Origin of the sequence: Thioclava litoralis (assembly GCF_045278885.1) — a bacterium.
GTDB classification, from domain to species: domain Bacteria; phylum Pseudomonadota; class Alphaproteobacteria; order Rhodobacterales; family Rhodobacteraceae; genus Thioclava; species Thioclava litoralis.
Genome location: NZ_CP135445.1, coordinates 268,052 through 286,201 on the forward strand (window position 1 = coordinate 268,052; position 18,150 = coordinate 286,201).

At 62.5% G+C, this 18,150-nt stretch carries 13 protein-coding genes; 7 read left to right on the forward strand and 6 right to left on the reverse strand.

The window, feature by feature from the left end; genetic code table 11:
* Nucleotides 1-36: 36 nt before the first annotated feature.
* From RPE78_RS17055 to RPE78_RS17065, 3 genes are all read right to left on the reverse strand, one after another.
* Nucleotides 37-708, reverse strand: coding sequence for a DUF1826 domain-containing protein (locus RPE78_RS17055; protein WP_330629287.1), 672 nt, complete (start codon nucleotides 706-708; stop codon nucleotides 37-39).
* Nucleotides 709-816: 108 nt separating this feature from the next.
* Nucleotides 817-2,694, reverse strand: coding sequence for an ABC transporter ATP-binding protein (locus RPE78_RS17060; protein WP_330629288.1), 1,878 nt, complete (start codon nucleotides 2,692-2,694; stop codon nucleotides 817-819).
* An 87-nt stretch (nucleotides 2,695-2,781) separates the two neighbouring features.
* On the reverse strand, nucleotides 2,782-3,228 hold the full coding sequence (locus RPE78_RS17065) for a YaiI/YqxD family protein (RefSeq protein WP_330629289.1): 447 nt from the start codon (nucleotides 3,226-3,228) through the stop codon (nucleotides 2,782-2,784).
* Nucleotides 3,229-3,525: 297 nt separating this feature from the next.
* Here RPE78_RS17065 and RPE78_RS17070 point away from each other — a divergent pair, with 297 nt between their 5' ends.
* The 6 genes from RPE78_RS17070 to RPE78_RS17095 all read left to right on the forward strand — a co-directional run bounded on the left by RPE78_RS17070 (nucleotide 3,526) and on the right by RPE78_RS17095 (nucleotide 12,595).
* Nucleotides 3,526-4,905, forward strand: a complete 1,380-nt coding sequence (locus RPE78_RS17070) for an ammonium transporter (RefSeq protein ID WP_330629290.1) — start codon at nucleotides 3,526-3,528, stop codon at nucleotides 4,903-4,905.
* Between the two features lie 23 nt (nucleotides 4,906-4,928).
* Nucleotides 4,929-5,108 (forward strand): hypothetical protein, encoded by a 180-nt coding sequence (locus tag RPE78_RS17075; protein WP_330629291.1) that lies wholly within the window; start codon nucleotides 4,929-4,931, stop codon nucleotides 5,106-5,108.
* A 141-nt stretch (nucleotides 5,109-5,249) separates the two neighbouring features.
* Nucleotides 5,250-5,891, forward strand: a complete 642-nt coding sequence (locus RPE78_RS17080) for an XRE family transcriptional regulator (protein ID WP_330629292.1) — start codon at nucleotides 5,250-5,252, stop codon at nucleotides 5,889-5,891.
* Between the two features lie 172 nt (nucleotides 5,892-6,063).
* Nucleotides 6,064-8,319, forward strand: a complete 2,256-nt coding sequence (locus RPE78_RS17085; RefSeq protein WP_330629293.1) for a molybdopterin-dependent oxidoreductase — start codon at nucleotides 6,064-6,066, stop codon at nucleotides 8,317-8,319.
* A 138-nt stretch (nucleotides 8,320-8,457) separates the two neighbouring features.
* The gene (gene mprF / locus RPE78_RS17090) at nucleotides 8,458-11,052 is read left to right on the forward strand and encodes a bifunctional lysylphosphatidylglycerol flippase/synthetase MprF (protein ID WP_330629294.1); all 2,595 of its coding nucleotides are present in this window, start codon (nucleotides 8,458-8,460) and stop codon (nucleotides 11,050-11,052) included.
* A gap of 121 nt (nucleotides 11,053-11,173) precedes the next feature.
* Nucleotides 11,174-12,595 (forward strand): hypothetical protein, encoded by a 1,422-nt coding sequence (locus RPE78_RS17095; protein WP_330629295.1) that lies wholly within the window; start codon nucleotides 11,174-11,176, stop codon nucleotides 12,593-12,595.
* A 59-nt stretch (nucleotides 12,596-12,654) separates the two neighbouring features.
* On the opposite strand, the gene ispG is transcribed toward RPE78_RS17095, so the two are convergent.
* The 3 genes from ispG to hemA all read right to left on the reverse strand — a co-directional run bounded on the left by ispG (nucleotide 12,655) and on the right by hemA (nucleotide 16,501).
* Nucleotides 12,655-13,791, reverse strand: a complete 1,137-nt coding sequence (ispG, locus tag RPE78_RS17100; RefSeq protein WP_330629296.1) for a flavodoxin-dependent (E)-4-hydroxy-3-methylbut-2-enyl-diphosphate synthase — start codon at nucleotides 13,789-13,791, stop codon at nucleotides 12,655-12,657.
* A 103-nt stretch (nucleotides 13,792-13,894) separates the two neighbouring features.
* Nucleotides 13,895-15,169: a RodZ domain-containing protein gene (locus RPE78_RS17105; protein ID WP_330629297.1), complete on the reverse strand. Its 1,275-nt coding sequence runs from the start codon at nucleotides 15,167-15,169 to the stop codon at nucleotides 13,895-13,897.
* A 105-nt stretch (nucleotides 15,170-15,274) separates the two neighbouring features.
* Nucleotides 15,275-16,501, reverse strand: coding sequence for a 5-aminolevulinate synthase (gene hemA, locus RPE78_RS17110; RefSeq protein ID WP_330629298.1), 1,227 nt, complete (start codon nucleotides 16,499-16,501; stop codon nucleotides 15,275-15,277).
* Between the two features lie 263 nt (nucleotides 16,502-16,764).
* Here hemA and RPE78_RS17115 point away from each other — a divergent pair, with 263 nt between their 5' ends.
* Nucleotides 16,765-18,141 carry a dipeptidase gene (locus RPE78_RS17115; protein WP_330629299.1) on the forward strand — a complete coding sequence of 459 codons (1,377 nt, stop codon included), beginning with the start codon at nucleotides 16,765-16,767 and terminating at the stop codon, nucleotides 18,139-18,141.
* Nucleotides 18,142-18,150: the final 9 nt, after the last annotated feature.

Below are 18,150 nucleotides of genomic sequence, written 5' to 3' on the forward strand. Positions count from 1 at the left end.
CGACCCTTGATCTCCCCGCCGTGGGGCTGTGTGACCTCAGTGGAACCGGGTGGGGCGTTCTTCCCAAGGGTCGATGACCAGCAAAAGCCGCGTCTGGCCCGTGCCGGAAATCGGTGGGGAGCGGTGCAAGACGCCGGAGCCTTCCTGTCCGGGCCAGAGCGTGCCGCGCATCAGCCCGACATCGCCCGTGCCAAGCTGGGCCATGATGTCGGTGGCGGTCCCTTGCGTGCCGGACGCCAGCGCGAATTGCGTTGCCTCGCCGCGATAGGTGCACAGCATCCGCGCTTGTAACCGGTCGATATGAAACCGGCGGCAGGCGTCGTTTTCGATGACATCAAGGCGCAGGTTCAGCCGTGTGACGGGGAAAATATCGACAAACACCCCCACCAGATATTCGATATCCGCCTGAAACGCGCGTCGTTCCGGCCCGTCCGGCGTGCGGGCGTCGGCAAAGCTGCGCTCCAGCACCCGCGTCACATCGCGCAGCGCAAGACATTCGGCGCGCAGGGCGGGCAGGCGCGCGGCCGGCAGGTGGTCCAGCCAGTCCAGCAGACCCGCCGGCAGGCGACGCTGCCAGAGGCTGGCCCCGACCCCCGGCGCCTTGAGGCTGCGCAGCACGTTCGCGGTGCTGCCCTGCAAGATGCCTTGTGCCAGATAACGGGCCTCTGGGTCTTCGGTGCTCAGGCGGTCCAGCAGATCATGGGTCATAATAGCCTCGGATTTTACGTTATAGTATAACATAACAAAAGAATCCGGTGAGGCAAGCCCGAAGAAGGGCTACCTTTGGCTGGGGCGTGCCGGGATCGGGTGGCCCGATCACATCCCGCTGGCCAGAAACCCGCCCGATTGCCGCGCCCAGAGACGGGCATAAAGACCGTTCCGCGCCAATAGATCGGCATGGCTGCCCTGTTCCACAATGCGCCCCTGATCCATGACCACAAGCCGGTCCATCGCAGCGATGGTCGATAGCCGATGGGCAATCGCGATCACCGTCTTGCCCTGCATCAACAGATCCAGACGGGACTGGATCGCGGCTTCCACCTCGCTGTCCAGCGCGCTGGTGGCCTCGTCAAGGATCAGGATCGGCGCGTCCTTCAAGGCGACCCGTGCAATGGCAATGCGCTGGCGCTGGCCGCCGGACAGTTTCACGCCGCGTTCCCCCACATGGGCCGCAAGCCCCTTGCGCCCCTGCGCATCCGACAGGCGCGGCACGAAACGATCGGCCTCGGCCATTCGCAAAGCGTGGGCGATGTCCTCTTCGGAGGCGTCGGGCCTGCCATAGGTGACATTCTCGCGCACCGAGCGATGCAGGAGAGTGCTGTCCTGCGTGACCACCCCGATTGCGGCGCGCAGGCTTTCTTGCGTCACCTGTGCCACATCCTGCCCGTCAATGGTGATCCGCCCCTCGGAGATATCATGAAAACGCAAAAGCAGGTTGATCAGCGTGGATTTGCCCGCACCGGACCGTCCCACCAGCCCGACTTTCTCGCCCGCGCGGATGGTCAGGTCCAGGTCGTCCAGCACCGCCAGCGGGCGCGCCCTGTCCTCCTGTTCCCCTGCGTTCTGCCCCCCTGCGTCCTGCCCGTAGCGGAAGGTCACATGATCAAACTGTACGGCCCCTGCGGTGACCTGCAGCGGCTTGGCATCCGGCCTGTCCTGCACCGCGCGCGGCAGCGCAAGGCTGGAGATCCCGTCGCGCACGGTGCCGATATTCTCGAAGAGGGCCGAGAATTCCCACATGATCCAATGGGCCATATTATTGAGCCGCAGCGCCAGCGGCACCGCAATCGCGACTGCGCCCACGGCCAGTGTGCCCTCGGTCCAGAGCCAGAGCCCCACCCCCGTGACCGAGGCCACCAGCCAGACATTCAGCAGGCTGAGGGTGATATCCTGAACCTGTGCCAGCCGCATCTGACGGTAAACCGTGTCGAGGAAGCCGTTCATTCCCTCCCGCATCCAGCGCTCTTCGCGGTCGGAATGGGAAAACAGCTTGACGGTGGCGATATTGGTATAGCTGTCGACCATGCGCCCTGTCATGGCCGCACGTGCATCGGCCTGTTGCTGTGCCACACGCCCCAGACGCGGCACGATCCTCGACAGCATGAGGGCGTATCCCAGCGCCCAGAGCGCAAAGGGCAGGGCCAGCCGCCAGTCCTGATGGGCGGCCAGCGCCAAAGCGCCGAGGAAATAGATGACGACATAGCTGCCCACATCCATCAGCTTCATCGCCACTTCGCGCACGCCAAGGGCTGTCTGCATCAGGCGCTGCGCGATGCGGCCTGCGAACTCATCCTGAAAATACCCGACCGACTGGCGCAGCAGATAGCGATAGGCCAGCCAGCGCACCCTTTGGGGGAAGTTCCCCAGCAGGGTCTGGTGCATCAGCAGACCGCCCAGCAGGTTCAGCCCCGGCAAAAGCACCAACAGCCCCAGCGCCATCAGGGCCAGCCGTGCCCAATTCTCGGCCCAGAACGTCTCGCGCGGGGTGTCGGCCAGCCGGTCCACCAGATCCCCCAGCCAGCCATAAAGCGAGACCTCCACCAAGGCGATCGCGCCGGAGGTCACCCCCAACAGCGCCAGCCAAGGCAGGGCACCACGACTGTAATGGCGCATGAAGGGCCAGAACCTTTCGGGTGGCATCTGCGGCAGCTCTGCCGGATAGGGATCGATACGCCGCTCGAACCAGGAAAACATCGCGCCTCTTTCGGGTTGGGGTGACAGGGGGGGGGGCTGTAGCAAACGGCCAACACAGCCGGACCGGCGGCATTGGCCTGAGGCCGCCTAGGCGCGCGCCTTGCGCACGGCCCGTTCCAGCGCGTCCAGAAAGCGGGACCGATCGGCTTTGGTGAAGCCTTTGTTGCGGCCCTGCAAGAACGGGTCGGCGGCACGCATATCGGTCATCAGGTCGCGCATCGCCAGCGCCTGCCCGACATTGTTCTCGGTCAGGGCATCGCCATCATGGCGCAACACCTGCGCCCCTGCGGCCACGCATTTCGCCGCCAGCGGAATATCATTGGTGATGACGATATCGCCCGCCGCCGCACGTTCGGCGATCCATTTGTCGGCCACATCAGGGCCGGCATCCACCATGATCGTGTCCACCAACGGGTTTTGCGATGGCCGGATGCCACCATTCGAGACGATCTTCATCGGCACCTTATGGCGCGTGCCCACCCGTTCCACCTCGGCTTTCACGGGGCAGGCATCGGCATCAACAAATATGGTCATAAGCGGGTCTCCGTGCGGTCTGTGACAGCTCTAGCCGAAATTCCGCCGCGGGCCAATCCGCCCGAGTAGTAGCGCGAGTAGCGGCGCGCATGGACATCCCCCGCACGGGGTGCGGCAGATTCCGGCAAGGGCGGGGATTTGGCGCTGAATTTTCATGCGACCAATGTATTTTTTGCAAAATAGGCAAGTTATTTGCGTCATATGCAAATTACCCGCTATGCCTAGACATGGCCGGTCCCGCACCGGCCCAAGAAGACTTCCCCAAGACTACTTCCACACAAACAGGGAGCTTTGGACGTGGAACAGGACCTAGCAAATCTGGCGGCAACTGTTGCCGAGTTGAAGGCAAAGGCCGACGGAACCGGCACCACCTTCTCCGAGACATTCTATTTTCTGACGATCCCGCTGATGGTGCTGATCCATGCGGGATTTCTGGCCTACGAGATGGGGGCATCGCGGTCTAAAAACGCGCTGGCCTCTGGGATCAAGAACATTCTGGCCTTCGCGCTGATCGTGCCGTTTTTCTATTTCATCGGCTGGTGGGTCTATTGGGCGTTCCCGACGGGTCTCGACCTTTCGGCGGGGCCGACCGGCGCATCCGGTCTGGCCTATGCCAACGAGGTGGCCGCGCCGTGGTCGCCCAATATGGGGCCCAATCTCGACGACCGGTCCTCGGGCGTGTTCTGGGGCGCCTTCGTGCTGTTTGCGGCCACCACCGCCTCGATCCTGTCGGGGGCACTGATCGAACGGATCCGCCTGACGGGGTTTGTCGTTCTGGCCACCATTCTGGGCGCTTTCGTGTGGATCCTGGCCGCCGCTTGGGGCTGGCATGCGGATGGCTGGCTGGTGACCAAATTCGGCTATCACGATTTCGGAGCCGCAGGCGTCGTGCATATGATCGCGGGGTTCTTCACCTTGGGGGTGACGATGAATCTCGGTCCGCGGATCGGCAAGTTCAACCCCGACGGCTCGGCCAATGCCATTCCCGGCCATTCGATGCCGATGACGCTGATCGGCCTGATGCTGATTATCGCGGGCTTCTGGGGCTTCCTGATGGGCTGTGTGATCGTGCCGGGGGAATCGTGGTCGTGGTCGGTGACGCAGGCGGCGTCGATCTATGGCACGCCGATGACCCTTTCGGGGATGACCTTCAACACGCTGATGGGCATGGCCGGCGGCATTATCGGGGCCTGGATGATCACCCGTGATCCGTTCTGGATGATGTCGGGCGCGCTTGGCGGGATCATCTCCTGCGCGGCGGGGATCGACCTGTGGTATCCGCCGATGGCCTTCGTGATCGGGTTTGCCGGTGCGGTGGCGATGCCGTTCATCGCGTCTTTCGTCGAACGGCGCGGCATTGACGATGCGGTGGGCGCCTTCGCGTTGCATGGCTGTCTGGGCATGTGGGGGCTTCTTGCCGTGGGGCTTGCCGCACAGGGCTATCCGGCGCTCTCCGGACCGGATGTCATTGAAACCAGCTTCACCGGCCAGTTGGTCGGGGCGGTGGTCATGGCGCTTCTTGGCTTTGTGCCGGGCTATGGGGTGTCGTGGTTGCTGAAAATCATGGGCCAGCTCCGTGTGCCTGCCGAAGCCGAAATCACCGGTCTGGACAAGACCAAAGTGCCGGTCGAGGCCTATCCCGAAGCGCTGCATGGCGCGGTTTCGCCCGCCGAATAACCTTTCCCAACGGGAGATAGCCTATGGAAGCCCCCTTTGTTGCAAAATCCTGGGACGGTGTGACCGGCCCGATCTTTGCAGGCTATGGCAGCACAGAGATGCCGTGGCTGGTTGCGACCTACCTTTGCGTGTTGATTGCCGTCATCCTTGGCTGGCGCCACGAGCGTCATGCCTATAAGGCCGCATCGACACATCCTATGTGAGTGCCCTGAGTACGAGTGTCGCGGGGCCACGTCTGACGTGGCCCCGTTCGATATGGCCTTTCTGGCGTAAAGCGGCCGGAGGCTTTCCATTTCCACACCGATGCGCCAAAGTTCTACCAAGCGACCCTGTAGGACATCCCGATGCCGAAATCCGCCAAGACGCGCGCGCCTGCGTCTGTCGACCCCGCCCCGGACCATCTGACCGCTCAGGCGCATGTGCCGATCGACCAGCGCATCGGCACGGCCATCCGGCGCAAACGTCTGGCGCTGAAGCTGACGCTGGCGGATGTGGCAGCGGGGGCCGAAATGTCGGCGGCCATGCTGAGCCGGATCGAGAACGGTCAGGCCAGTGCCAGCCTTGATGCGCTCGAGCGGATCTGCGGCGCGTTGGGCCAGTCGATTGCCATGCTGTTTGCCGAGGTCGAGAACAAGAAGGGCGCGGCACAGCTGATCCGTGCCGCCGACCAGCTGGAGGTCGTGCGCAGCGGCACCCGACATGGCCATACCTACCGGCTGCTTTCCTATAATCGCGGGCCGCAGAAATCTTTCGAGCCGTTCCTCATCGAGATGGACAAGGACAGCGAGAGCTATCCCCGCTTTGCCCATCCGGGCACGGAGTTCATCTATATGCTTGAGGGGGAGATGGATTACCAGTTCGGCACGCAGCGTTTTACCCTGACCGCAGGCGATGCGCTGACCTTTTCGGGCGAGGTCGAACATGGTCCGGCCGAATTGCGCTGTGACAGGGTCAAATTCATCTCGATGATCGTCTATGGCGATTGAGCGCGGGGCTTGCCGCATGCCTGCCGCTTTATTGGGGCCCGTCACCGCATACGACCCGTCACCGGATTGCGGATGCCGTCAACGGGGAAGGTGCCCATAAGGCGGTACTGGACCTTTGACACGGATCGGCCCATCCTGCGGCCAAAGCGGATCGGGCAGGGGTCACAAGATCATGACGCAAGACGGAAAACGGCAGATCAGGGTCACCTCCAGCCATTGGGGGGCCTTCGAGGTTGAAACGGAGGGCGGGCGCATTCTCTCTGCCCGTCCGTTCTCCGAAGATCCTGCCCCGTCGGCCATTCCTGCCGCCGTGCCTGCCGCAGTGCATCACGACAGCCGGATCGCCCGCCCGTCCATCCGCAAGGGCTGGCTGAACGGGCGGCAGGGCCGGCGCGGCGAGGACAGTTTTGTCGAACTGCCTTGGGACGAGGCGCTGGACATTGCCGCGCAGGACATCGACCGCATTCGCAAGACCTACGGGAACGAGGCGATCTTTGGCGGCTCCTATGGCTGGAGTTCGGCGGGCCGTTTCCACCATGCACAAAGTCAGGTGCACCGTTTCCTCAATAGTATCGGCGGCTATGTGGCCTCGTTCGGCAGCTACTCCACGGGCTGCGCGCAATCGATCATGCCGCATGTCTTCGGCACCGATTTCATCAGCCTGCTCTACCAGCATCAGCAAAGCTGGCAGACCCTGCATGATCACACCGAAACGCTGGTGATGTTTGGCGGGATAAATTCCAAGAATGCGCAGGTCAGCATGGGGGGCATCACCCGGCACGACACCGCAAGCTGGCTGGAGCGGTTCCGCGCCAAGGGGATCTATTGCCTCAATATCGGGCCGCAGCGCGGCGATGCCCCCGAGGGCTGCGACTGGCTGGCGCTCCGTCCCGGATCGGACACCGCGCTTATGCTGGCACTGGCCTATGTGCTGGTGCAGGAAGGGCTGGCGGACGAGGCGTTTCTGGCCCGCTACTGCACGGGGTTCGACCGCTTCCGGTCCTATCTTATGGGCGAAAGCGACGGCTGCCCGAAAGACCCCGAATGGGCGGCGGTGCTGTGCGGGGCCGATCCGCAGCAGATCCGGATTTTGGCGCGGCGCATGGCCCGCACCCGCACGTTGATCACCGTGGCATGGTCGCTGCAACGCGGGGAACATGGCGAGCAGCCCTATTGGATGTCCGCCGTGCTGGCCGCGATGCTGGGCCAGATCGGCCTGCCCGGTGGTGGGGTCGGCTATGGGTACGGCGCGATTGGCGGGGTCGGGAAATCGTTTCGGGCGCTGCAGGGTATGACCCTGCCGCAGCTGGACAATCCGGTGAAAACCGTCATTCCGGTGGCGCGCATGGCCGATATGCTGCGTTTTCCGGGGGCGCGCTATGACTTTAACGGCCAGCAGCCCTGCTATCCCGATATCCGGCTGATCTACTGGGCGGGAGGAAATCCCTATCACCATCATCAGGATCTGAACGCCTTGCACGAGGCATGGCAGCGCCCCGAAACCATTATCGTGAACGAACCTTGGTGGACCGCTACGGCCAAGCGCGCCGATATCGTGTTTCCGGCAACGACCCCCTACGAGCGCGAGGATATCGGGCGCTCGTCAATGGATGACTACCTGTTCTACATGCCCCAGCTTATTCCGGCGGTGGGTGAGGCACGCGATGATTACGCGATTTTCTGCGGGCTGGCAGAACGGCTTGGGGCGGCAGAACGTTTCAGCGAGGGGCGCATGGCGGCGGCATGGATTGCCGATCTGTATGCGGAGTTCCACCAGACGGCACAGGCGCAAGGTCTGGATCTGCCCGATCTGGCCACGTTGAAAGCCCGCAACTGGGTGCGTCTGCCTCTTGCGACCGAGGGGCCGGACACAACGTTTTTCGCCCGTTTCCGCGCCGATCCCGAGGCCAGCCCCTTGGGGACGCCCTCGGGCAGGATCGAGATTTTCTCGGACACGATCGAGGGCTTCGGTTATGCCGATTGCCCCGGTCATCCGGTCTGGCTTCCTCCCTCGGAATGGCTGGGCACGGCAACAGCGCAGACGCCCCTGCATCTTGTGTCGCCGCAGCCCGGTGACAAGCTGCACAGCCAGTTGGAATGCGCGCTGGCCGATAGCGAGGACGCGCGCCCCGTGGCGTTGATGATCCATCCCGAGGATGCCGCGGCACGCGGGATTGCCGATCGGGATCTGGTGCGCGTTTTCAACAGCCGCGGTGCCTGCCATGCGCGGGCACGGGTGACGCCGGATATCCTGCGCGGTGTCACCGCTTTGCCGACCGGAGCGTGGCATGGCGACCCCGGCAGTGCCGCCGATGCCGATGGCAATCCGAATGTGCTGACGAAAGATGTCGGCACCTCGAAACTTGGGCAGGGTTGCAGCGCCCATACGGCCTTGGTCGAGGTCGCGCGGCTGACACAGGCGCGGTAAGATCCCTTGCGGCGGTTGCCGAATAAAAATGCGATAACCGTGGTTATGTAACAAAAGTCAAACCAACTCCGGCATTGATCCCGGACAAGATTTCGTGCCAATAAAATTTGGCGACACACTATCTGAAGGCATAGGCCTATGATCTCAACTAGGCTGCGCGGGGCGGTCCCGTATCTTGTTACCGCAGTGCTATTCGGCCTCGGGGCTTTTGCCCTGTATCGGCTGATGGCCCATGTCAGTATGGTCGAGGTCGTCCGGCTGATCCGTGCAACGCCGTTTCATGATGTCGTGCTGGCCGTGCTTTGCACCTGTGGCGGCTATGCGGCGCTGGCGGGCTATGACTGGTCGGCCCTGCGGTTCATCGGCAAGAAGCTGCCGCTGGCGGTGGTGCTGACCGGCAGTTTTCTCGGATATTCCATCGGCAATACGGTCGGGGCCGGACCGGTGACCGGCGGTGCCGTGCGCTATCGTATCTATTCGGCGATGGGGCTTTCCGCCTTTGATATTGCGGGGATCTCCCTTTTCTGCTCGTTGTCGTTCGGTATCGGAGCCACGCTGATCGGGCTTGGCGCGCTGGCATGGCACCCCCATGCGCTGGGGGCGGTGATTTCGGTATCGCCGCATCTGATCCGCTGGGCCGCGATCGGAATTGTCGTGCTAAGCTGTGGCGTGCTGGCGGTGATGTCCATCCGTAAATCCAGCCTGACCCTGCGCGGCATCTCGTTGCAGATGCCGGGACCGGCGCTGTCTGTCGGGCAGTTCTTCTTTACCGCGGCCGAAACGATCCTGTCGGCTGCGACGCTCTATATCCTGCTGCCCGCCGACCAGCTGGGGTTCGCCACCTTCCTTGCGGTCTTCTCGGCGGCCGTGATGGCGGGGGTGCTGTCGCATGTGCCCGGCGGGGTCGGGGTCTTCGAGACGATCATCGTGGCGGCCCTGCCGCATAATGTGCCCGCGCAGGAAATTGCCGCCGGTTTGCTGCTGTACCGCCTGATCTATTATATCCTGCCATTCGCGCTTGCCATGATCCTGATGGCATTGGGGGAAGTGCGTCTGGCCAGCCGCAAGATGATTGCGGGCCGCGCCGATCTGCTGGCCCCCGCGTTTCAGGCGATCAGCGCATTGGCCCCTCTGGCAATGTCGGCCATGACCTTCGTCCTTGGGGCGGCGCTGATGATCCTGCCGCTGCTGCCGCCATCCGCCCCGATGGCCGATGGCCTCAGTGATGTCGTGCCGCTGGTGTTTCTGGAAAGCGGGGCCTTGGTGTCAAGCGCCATCGGGGCTTGCCTTGTCGTGCTGGCGCATGGGCTGTTGCGGCGGGTTTCGGGCGCATGGTGGCTGACACAGGTCGCATTGGCGGTTGGCATGGTGGCCAGTCTGGCACATGGGTTCGACTATCCGACCGCGCTTATGCTGCTGGTCGCTTCGCTGATCCTGCAATCGGCGCGTGGTGAATTCTACCGGATGACCCGCCTGACCCGCAATGTGCTGGGGCTGCGCTGGTTCATGCTGATGGTCTGCCTTGCCCTGACCATTCTGGCGACCCTGTTCTTTGTGCATAAGGCGGTGCCCTATAACAGCGACCTGTGGTGGCAATTCGCCACCGATAAGGCCGCCCCCCGTGCCTTGCGCGCGGCCTTGGTGGGCTTTCTGGTGATGACCCTGCTTTTGCTGCGCTATGCCCTGCGTCCGGGCAATCTGCATGCCGCCCCCGCAAGTGCCGAGGAAATGCAGCGCGCCGCAGCCATTATCGCGCGGCAGGATGACCCGAAGGCCAATATCGCCCTGAGTGGCGATAAGGCGCTGCTGTTCTCGCCAAGCGGCAACAGCTTCCTGATGTATCGCATTCAGGGCGGAAGCTGGGTGGCCTTGCATGAGCCGGTGGGGGACAGGCAAGAGGCCTCGGGGCTGGTCTGGTCGTTCCATGATGCCGCCCAAGCCGCCGGAGCCCGCCCTCTTTTCTACGACGTGCCCGCCACCTCGGCGCATCTGTGGATCGATATGGGGCTGGCCCTGCACAAGCTGGGAGAAGAGGCGGTGGTGCCGCTTGACAGGTTCAGCCTTGAAGGCAGCGCGCGCAAGCGCCTGCGCACCACCCATGCCCGCGCCCTGCGCGACGGTCTGCGCATGGAGGTCGTCCAGCCGCCGCATAGTGCCGCGCTTTTGCAAGAGCTGCGGCAGATTTCACAGGCGTGGCTTGCGGTTAAAGCCGGTGCCGAAAAAGGCTTTTCCGTCGGCTATTTCAGCGAGGCCTATCTGCAACAGACGCCCGTTGCGCTGATCTACAAACACGACGCCATCGTGGCCTTTGCCAATCTGTGGACCACGCAGACGCAGAGCCGCGCCACCATTGACCTGATGCGCCATCTTCCCGAACGCGCTTCGGGGGTGATGGAATTCCTGTTCACCGAGCTTCTGCTGCATTTCAAGGCGCTTGGCTACCAGAGCTTCAGCTTGGGCAATGCGCCGCTTTCGGGGCTGGAAAACCGTCGTGGCGCGCGGCTGAGCAGCCAGCTTGGTGCCTTTATCTACCGTCATGGCGGGCATTTCTACAATTTCGAGGGGCTTCGGGATTTCAAGCAGAAATTCGACCCTGACTGGGAGCCCGTTTATGTGGCCGTTCCGCCACGCGCCAATGCCATCGCCACAGCCACCGATCTGCTGACCCTGATCAGCGGCAGCCGTCCCAATCTGCCGTCTTTGGGGCCGCAAGCCGAAGCTCCCCAGCCCTAGCCCCAGAGCGAGCCCCGGTCCGAGCCTTGCGTCAGGGTGCAGGGAGCTATGCAATTTGCAACGATTGTCCCTGTGGCAGAGGCTGGCATAACGGTACAAACGCAAAACGCACCGGATTTTTATGCTCTTTACATCTTCCGCCTACGGGCTGCATCTCGACCGTCTTTGCGGCATTCTGGCGGTGGTGATGATCGCCGGTCTGGTCACCGGCCAGATTGGTGCGCATATCTGGGCCGGGTTTGGTGCCCTGACATGGCTGGCCGCGGCTGCCGCTGTGGTGCTGGCCCTTTTGCGGCTTGGCTCGGTGCAGCGTATGGCGCAGATTTTCGCGCTGCTTTCCGTGCTGGTGGCCTTGGCCATTGCGCTGCTCCGGCCCGAGGCGCTGCCGCATATGCAGACCGCCCTGTTCCAAGGCACCGCGTTTTCGGCCTTTCTGACCTCGCTCGGGTTGATCCGCGCGCCTGTTAGGGCCTCGCGCCTTGTCGCACAGGCGGCGGCGCGGCTGTTTGCCGCCTCGGCCAACCGGCGGGCCGGTGCGGTGACCTTTGGGGCGCAGGGTCTTTCGGTACTGTTCAATATCGGCACGATCGGAATGATGTCCGATATCGCGGAAAACCACGCGCGCCATGCCACAGAACAGGGGCGTCCGCCGATCAATACCCGCGTGATGACCCTATGTGCCTTGCGCGGCACGGTTCTGTCGACCATCTGGAACCCGATTGGCGTCGGCTTTGCCATTGTCACCACGGCCATTCCGACGCTCGATCCCGTGGCGTTCCTGCTTCTGGCGCTGGCGTCGGCCTTTGTGATCACATGCGGCACGCTCTGGGCTTTGCGTAAAGAAACGGCGGCCGATCACAGCCCCGATCCAGACCGGAGCACCGATCTTGCAGGCGGGCGGGCGCTGGCGGTTATCTTGTCGGTGGTGCTGGGCCTGATCATCGTGACGTTGGTCCTGCACCGTTTGCTGGAGATCAGCTTCCTGGTGGCGGCCTGCGTGGTGCTGCCGATCCTGTCATGGAGCTGGCCATTTGTCGAACCCGAGATCCGCGCCGCGATGAAAAACAGCGACCCGTTGGGCGGTCTGGGCAAGGCCTCGGCCTCTATGGCCAATGAAGCCACGATCTTTCTGGCGGCGGCGGTGATCGGCGCGGGGGTCACGGTCGGCTTTGCGCTTCTGGGGTGGGGGGCGGGCCTTGGCGGTGAGGGTGTTCCCGCGCTTGTGCCGATCTTGGGCTGCCTGTTTTTGGTGCCGCTGGCGGCGGCGCTGCTGATCCCGCATTCGGTGGTTGTCGTGATGATCGCGCAGTTGCTGGGCGCAGGCCCGATTGGCGCGGCCCATCCGCTGGCACTGGGGCTGAGCCTGTGCCTTGCTTGGGCGCTGGCAATTTCGGCCTCGCCAATCTCGGCCATGTCGATCATCACCGGACGCCAGCTTGCCGTGCCTGCCGCCCGCATCCCCTTCGATCTCAATCGCCGCTTCACGCTGGTTGCACTGGGGCTGGCCGCCGCTCTGCTGGTCGTAACCTATTTCTGGCTTTGAAACGGGCCCTGTAACGAAACGGGGCTTATGAAAAAGGGCGCCTTGCGCGCCCCCTTCCCTTATTCCGCAGCGGTGCTTTCTTCCGCGCTTTTCTCGGCTTCAAGCTTCTCGGCCCGTTCCTCGACCAGCTCAACGATATGGTCGATCATCTGGTCATTGGACATCTTGTGGCTTTGCTTGCCCGCCATATAGATCATGCCCGACCCCGCCCCGCCGCCGGTAAAGCCCAGATCGGTCATCAGCGCCTCGCCAGGACCATTCACCACGCAGCCGATGATCGACAGCGACATCGGCGTCTTGATATGTTCAAGCCGCTTTTCCAGCGTTTCGACGGTCTTGATCACGTTAAAACCCTGACGCGCGCAGGAGGGGCAGGAAATGATCTGCACGCCACGGGTGCGCAGGCCGAGGGACTTCAGGATCTCGAAGCCGACTTTGACCTCTTCGACCGGATCTGCCGACAGGCTGACGCGCAGCGTGTCGCCAATGCCCATCCACAGAAGGTTGCCCAGACCGATGGCCGATTTCACCGTGCCTGCGGTCAACCCGCCCGCTTCGGTGATGCCAAGGTGGATCGGGGCATCGGTGACCTCGGCCAGCGCCTGATAGGCCGCCGCCGACAGGAAGACATCCGAGGCCTTGCAGGAAATCTTGAACTCGTGGAAGTCGTTGTCCTGCAACAGCTTGATATGGTCCAGACCGGATTCCACCATCGCATCGGGGCAAGGCTCGCCATATTTCTCAAGCAGGTGCTTTTCCAAAGACCCCGCATTCACGCCAATGCGGATGGAACAGCCATGATCCTTGGCGGCCTTCACCACCTCTTTCACACGCGAAGCATCGCCGATATTGCCCGGATTGATCCGCAGGCAGGCGGCACCGGCTTCGGCGGCCTCGATGGCGCGTTTATAGTGGAAATGGATATCTGCCACGATCGGCACGGGGCTTTCGCGGCAGATCTCGCGCAGGGCCTGCGTCGAGGCCTGATCGGGGGTGGACACCCGCACGATATCGGCGCCCACATCGGCGGCGCGGATAATCTGGTCCAGAGTGGCCTTCACATCCGATGTATCCGTATTGGTCATGGTCTGCACGGAAATCGGCGCATCCCCACCGACCGGCACATTGCCAACCATGATCTGACGGGATTTGCGGCGTTCGACGCTGCGCCACGGACGAACCGGGTTCAGGGACATTGGAGACTCCTTCGGACATGTCGGGGGCAAAGTAAAACAGCCGTCGCACAAGGGCAACGGCTGTCGAGAAGGATTGATCGCCTGACGTGTTTATCTGGCGTGTTTATTCGGTGGCCGGTTTCGGCTCGCCGATCACCTGCCCTGCATCGGCCACCGCAAACATGCTGGTCAGCGCCGCATCTTTCTGCGGATCGGCCACGGCGAAACGTTGCGACAGCGCATCAGGGCTGAGCGTGATATTCTTGGTCACCGCCCCGCGCGCGCCCACCGGCCCATGCGCCACACCATTGACCGCAAAATAGATCGCGCCGGATTCGCCGGTGCGCAGGGTCGGTGGCTCTGCCAGTTTGGGCAGCGTGAAACGCTCGCCTGCATTCATGACTTTTTCCAGCAGGATCGACCCGTCAGCGGCGCGCACCCGCACCCATGAGGGCCGCACAGCCAGAATTTCCACATCCGCCGCATTGGCCGCCGTCACCCGCACCGCATTGCCCGGCGCGTTTTCAGGAGCAGGCTGCGCCTGTCCCTGCCCCATCGCCTGCGCGATGGCCTGATTGATGGCGGATTCGGTGTTGGGAGGGGTCGAGGCCTGCCCCTGATCGACAGACGCGGTCTGGGTCTCGCCGGACAGCACGCCGGTTTTATTGGGATCGATCGCGGCAATCGGCCCGTCGCGGGCAATCAGCACCGGCGTGTCAAGCGTTGCCGGACGGAACAGCCGGTCCAGACTGTCGCCACCGGTATCCGCATCCGCGCTTTTGACGGGATCCGCCGCTTGGGTATCGACCGAAGAAAGCGGGTCCAGCTCGGCCACGACATTGGGCTGCTGGTCCACCGGCGTCAGGTTGACGCGCTGCACCTCTTGCAGAACAGACCAGCCGCCATACCCGATTCCGCCTGCCAAGAGCGCCAGCACAAGCAGCGAGCCGATGGCCCGCGGCTCGATCCGCGACCAGAGGCTGTCGGTTTTCGGAATAAAGACCGCATTGGGATTGCCCAGAGCATTGACGGGCTTTGCCGCAGAGCTAGCTTGGGTTTTAGGGGCCGATGCCTGCGGGGCCATGCCGTGGGTCGGCACAAAGCCCGATTCAAGGCAGAACCTCTCGAACGCCCATTCGGGATCGAGGTTGAGATAGCGCGCGTAGGAACGCACATAGCCGGAGATGAAAGAGGGCGCATCGAAGGCGGAAATGTCGCAGCTCTCGATCGCCGCAATATAGGCCGCCCTGATGCGCAACTCGCGTTGGACATCAAGCAGCGATTTTGAAAGCGTGGCGCGCTCGCCACGCATCAGATCGCCAAGACGCAGATCATAGTCCTCAAAGCCTCTCAGCCCGACATCCTCCTGCGTCGAAGGAGAAGTCCTTCGCCCGATCATTGCTATACTGCCCCTATCGCACTCGAGTGGTCCGATTCGGTTTACTCCGAACTGGTTATCGCAAAGTTATCACAGGCTAGAGAGGTTTACACCGCTAGTTATCGGTCAACCCGCCATTTCGGCGCGATTTAGCTCACAGCGCGACCAGAGGCTATCCAGCGCCCGCACCAGCCCGTCGATCTCCTTGAGCGAGTGCACGGGCGAGGGCGTGAAGCGCAGCCGCTCGGTGCCGCGCGGCACGGTCGGATAGTTGATCGGCTGGACGTAAACGCCGAATTCTTCCAGCAGCATATCCGACAACGCCTTACAATGCTTGGGATTTCCGACATGAACCGGAACGATATGGCTGCCACGGTCAATGAAGGGAAGCCCCATCGCCTTAAGGCGGGTTTTCAGGATACGTGCGTGCTCTTGCTGTTTGTCACGCAGGGCCTGCCCCTCTGCCGTCTTCAGGAAAGCGATCGACGCCGCAGCCCCTGCCGCCACAACCGGAGGTAGCGAAGTTGTGAAGATGAAGCCCGGCGCATAGGACCGGATCGCATCCACCATTTTCGCCGAGGCCGCGATATAGCCGCCAAACACACCGAAGGCCTTGCCCAGCGTGCCGTTGAAAATGTCAATGCGGGTCTCGCCGATCGCCTCGGCATAGCCTGCCCCGCGCGGGCCATACATGCCCACGGCATGCACCTCGTCCAGATAGGTCAGCGCGTTGAACTCTTGTGCCAGATCACAGATTTCCTTGATCGGCCCGAAATCGCCATCCATCGAATAGACCGACTCGAAGGCAATCAGCTTGGGCGCTGCCGGATCATCGGCGGCCAGAAGCTCGCGCAGATGGGCCAGATCATTGTGACGGAAGATCCGCTTGGCCCCGCCATTGCGGCGGATGCCCTCGATCATGGAGGCGTGGTTCAGCTCGTCCGAATAGATGATCAGACCGGGAAAGAGGCTGCGCAGCGTCGAGAGCGTGCCGTCATTAGCGATATAGGCCGACGAAAAGACCAGCGCGGCTTCCTTGTCATGCAGATCCGCCAGCTCGGCTTCGAGACGTTTGTGATAGACGGTCGTGCCCGAGATGTTGCGCGTGCCGCCCGAACCGGCCCCTGTCGCGTCAAGCGCCTCGTGCATGGCTTCCAGAACCACCGGATGCTGCCCCATGCCCAGATAGTCGTTGCCGCACCAGATCGTAATCTCGTGCTTCGTGCCATCATCTTTCGTCCATGTGGCTTTCGGATAGGCCCCCTTTTCGCGTTCAAGGTCGATAAAGACGCGATAGCGGCCTTCTTCGTGAAGCCGGTTGATCGCTGTGTCCAAAGCCTGATCGTAATTCATGGGTTCTGTCCTTGCATCCGTTCGCTGGGTCAGCGTTAGGCCTCTTTAGCACGCCTTACATTGACAAAGGTCAAATTACAGATGCGTGTTTTCAAAGGCTGCTCTTTAAATACGCAATTTTAGAATGATTTCAAATGCACCTATGGTCGCAGCCTATGCATATATGGCAAAGCCGCCATGCCCGTGCTTTGCGCCCGCCTGGGCGGGCGGCGCTGGACAGTGCCGCACACGCTGCTAGGGTCGGCCCAAACAAGGAGTATGTGATGTCTGTGGATGCTGTCCTGAACCAAGTCGATGCCGATCTCGACAATGCCATGAACCGCCTGATGGAGCTTTTGCGCATCCAGTCGATTTCCACCGATCCGGCCTATAAGCCCGAGGTCGCCAAGGCGGCGGAATGGCTGGTGAAGGATCTTCAATCTATTGGCTTCAAGGCAGAAATCCGCCCCACCACAGGCCATCCGATGGTTGTCGCCCGCCATGAGGGCGCAGGCCCGCATCTGCTGTTTTACGGCCATTACGACGTGCAGCCCGTCGACCCGCTGGCCCTGTGGAACACGCCGCCCTTCGAGCCGCAGATCGAGGATACCGCCAAGGGCAAAGTGATCCGTGGCCGTGGGGCGTCGGATGACAAGGGCCAGTTGATGACCTTCATCGAGGCCTGCCGCGCCTATAAAGCGGCCACTGGCACCCTGCCCGGCAATATTACAATTTTCTTTGAAGGCGAGGAAGAATCGGGGTCGCCCTCGCTTGTGCCTTTCATGAAAGACAATGCCGCCGAACTGACAGCCGATCTGGCGCTGATCTGCGACACCGGCATGGTGTCCCCGGGGGTGCCGACAATCGCAGGCAGTCTGCGCGGGATGCTGAAAGAAGAATTCACGCTGAAAGGTCCGCGCATCGACCTGCATTCGGGCTTTTATGGCGGGCCTGCGCTCAATCCGCTGCGCGAAATCTCGAAGCTGATCGCCTCGCTGCATGACGAGACGGGCCGTGTCGCGGTGGACGGGTTCTATGAGGGTGTCTCCGAGGTTCCGGCAGAGCAACTCGCCATGTGGAAGACCTGCGGTTTTGACGAGGCCGCCTATCTGGGCGGTGTCGGCATGACGAAAGCGCATGGCGAAGAGGGGTATTCGACGCTCGAGCAGCAATGGTCGCGCCCGACGGTCGAAATCAACGGCCTGTGGGGCGGCTATCAGGGCGCGGGCTCGAAAACCGTGATCCCCGCCGAGGCCCATTGCAAGATCACCTGCCGTCTGGTGGGGGATATGGACCCCGTCGATGTACGGGCGAAACTGCGCGCGCATCTGGAAGCGCGCGTGCCGCAGGATGCCGAAATTCACTGGGATAGCAGCCTTGACGGGGCGAAAGCCGCCTTCATGGACACCTCCCGCCCCGAATTCGAGAAAGCGCGTCTTGCGCTGACCGATGAATGGGACCGCGAGGCGGTGATCACCGGCATGGGCGGGTCCATTCCGATTGCGGGCTATTTCAAGGATATCCTCGGCATGGATGCGATGCTGATCGGCTTTGCCAATGAGGATGACGCCATTCACAGCCCGAACGAGAAATACGACGTGACAAGCTTCCATAAGGGCATCCGGTCCTGGGTGCGTATTCTGGACCGCCTCAACGGCTGACCCTTCACG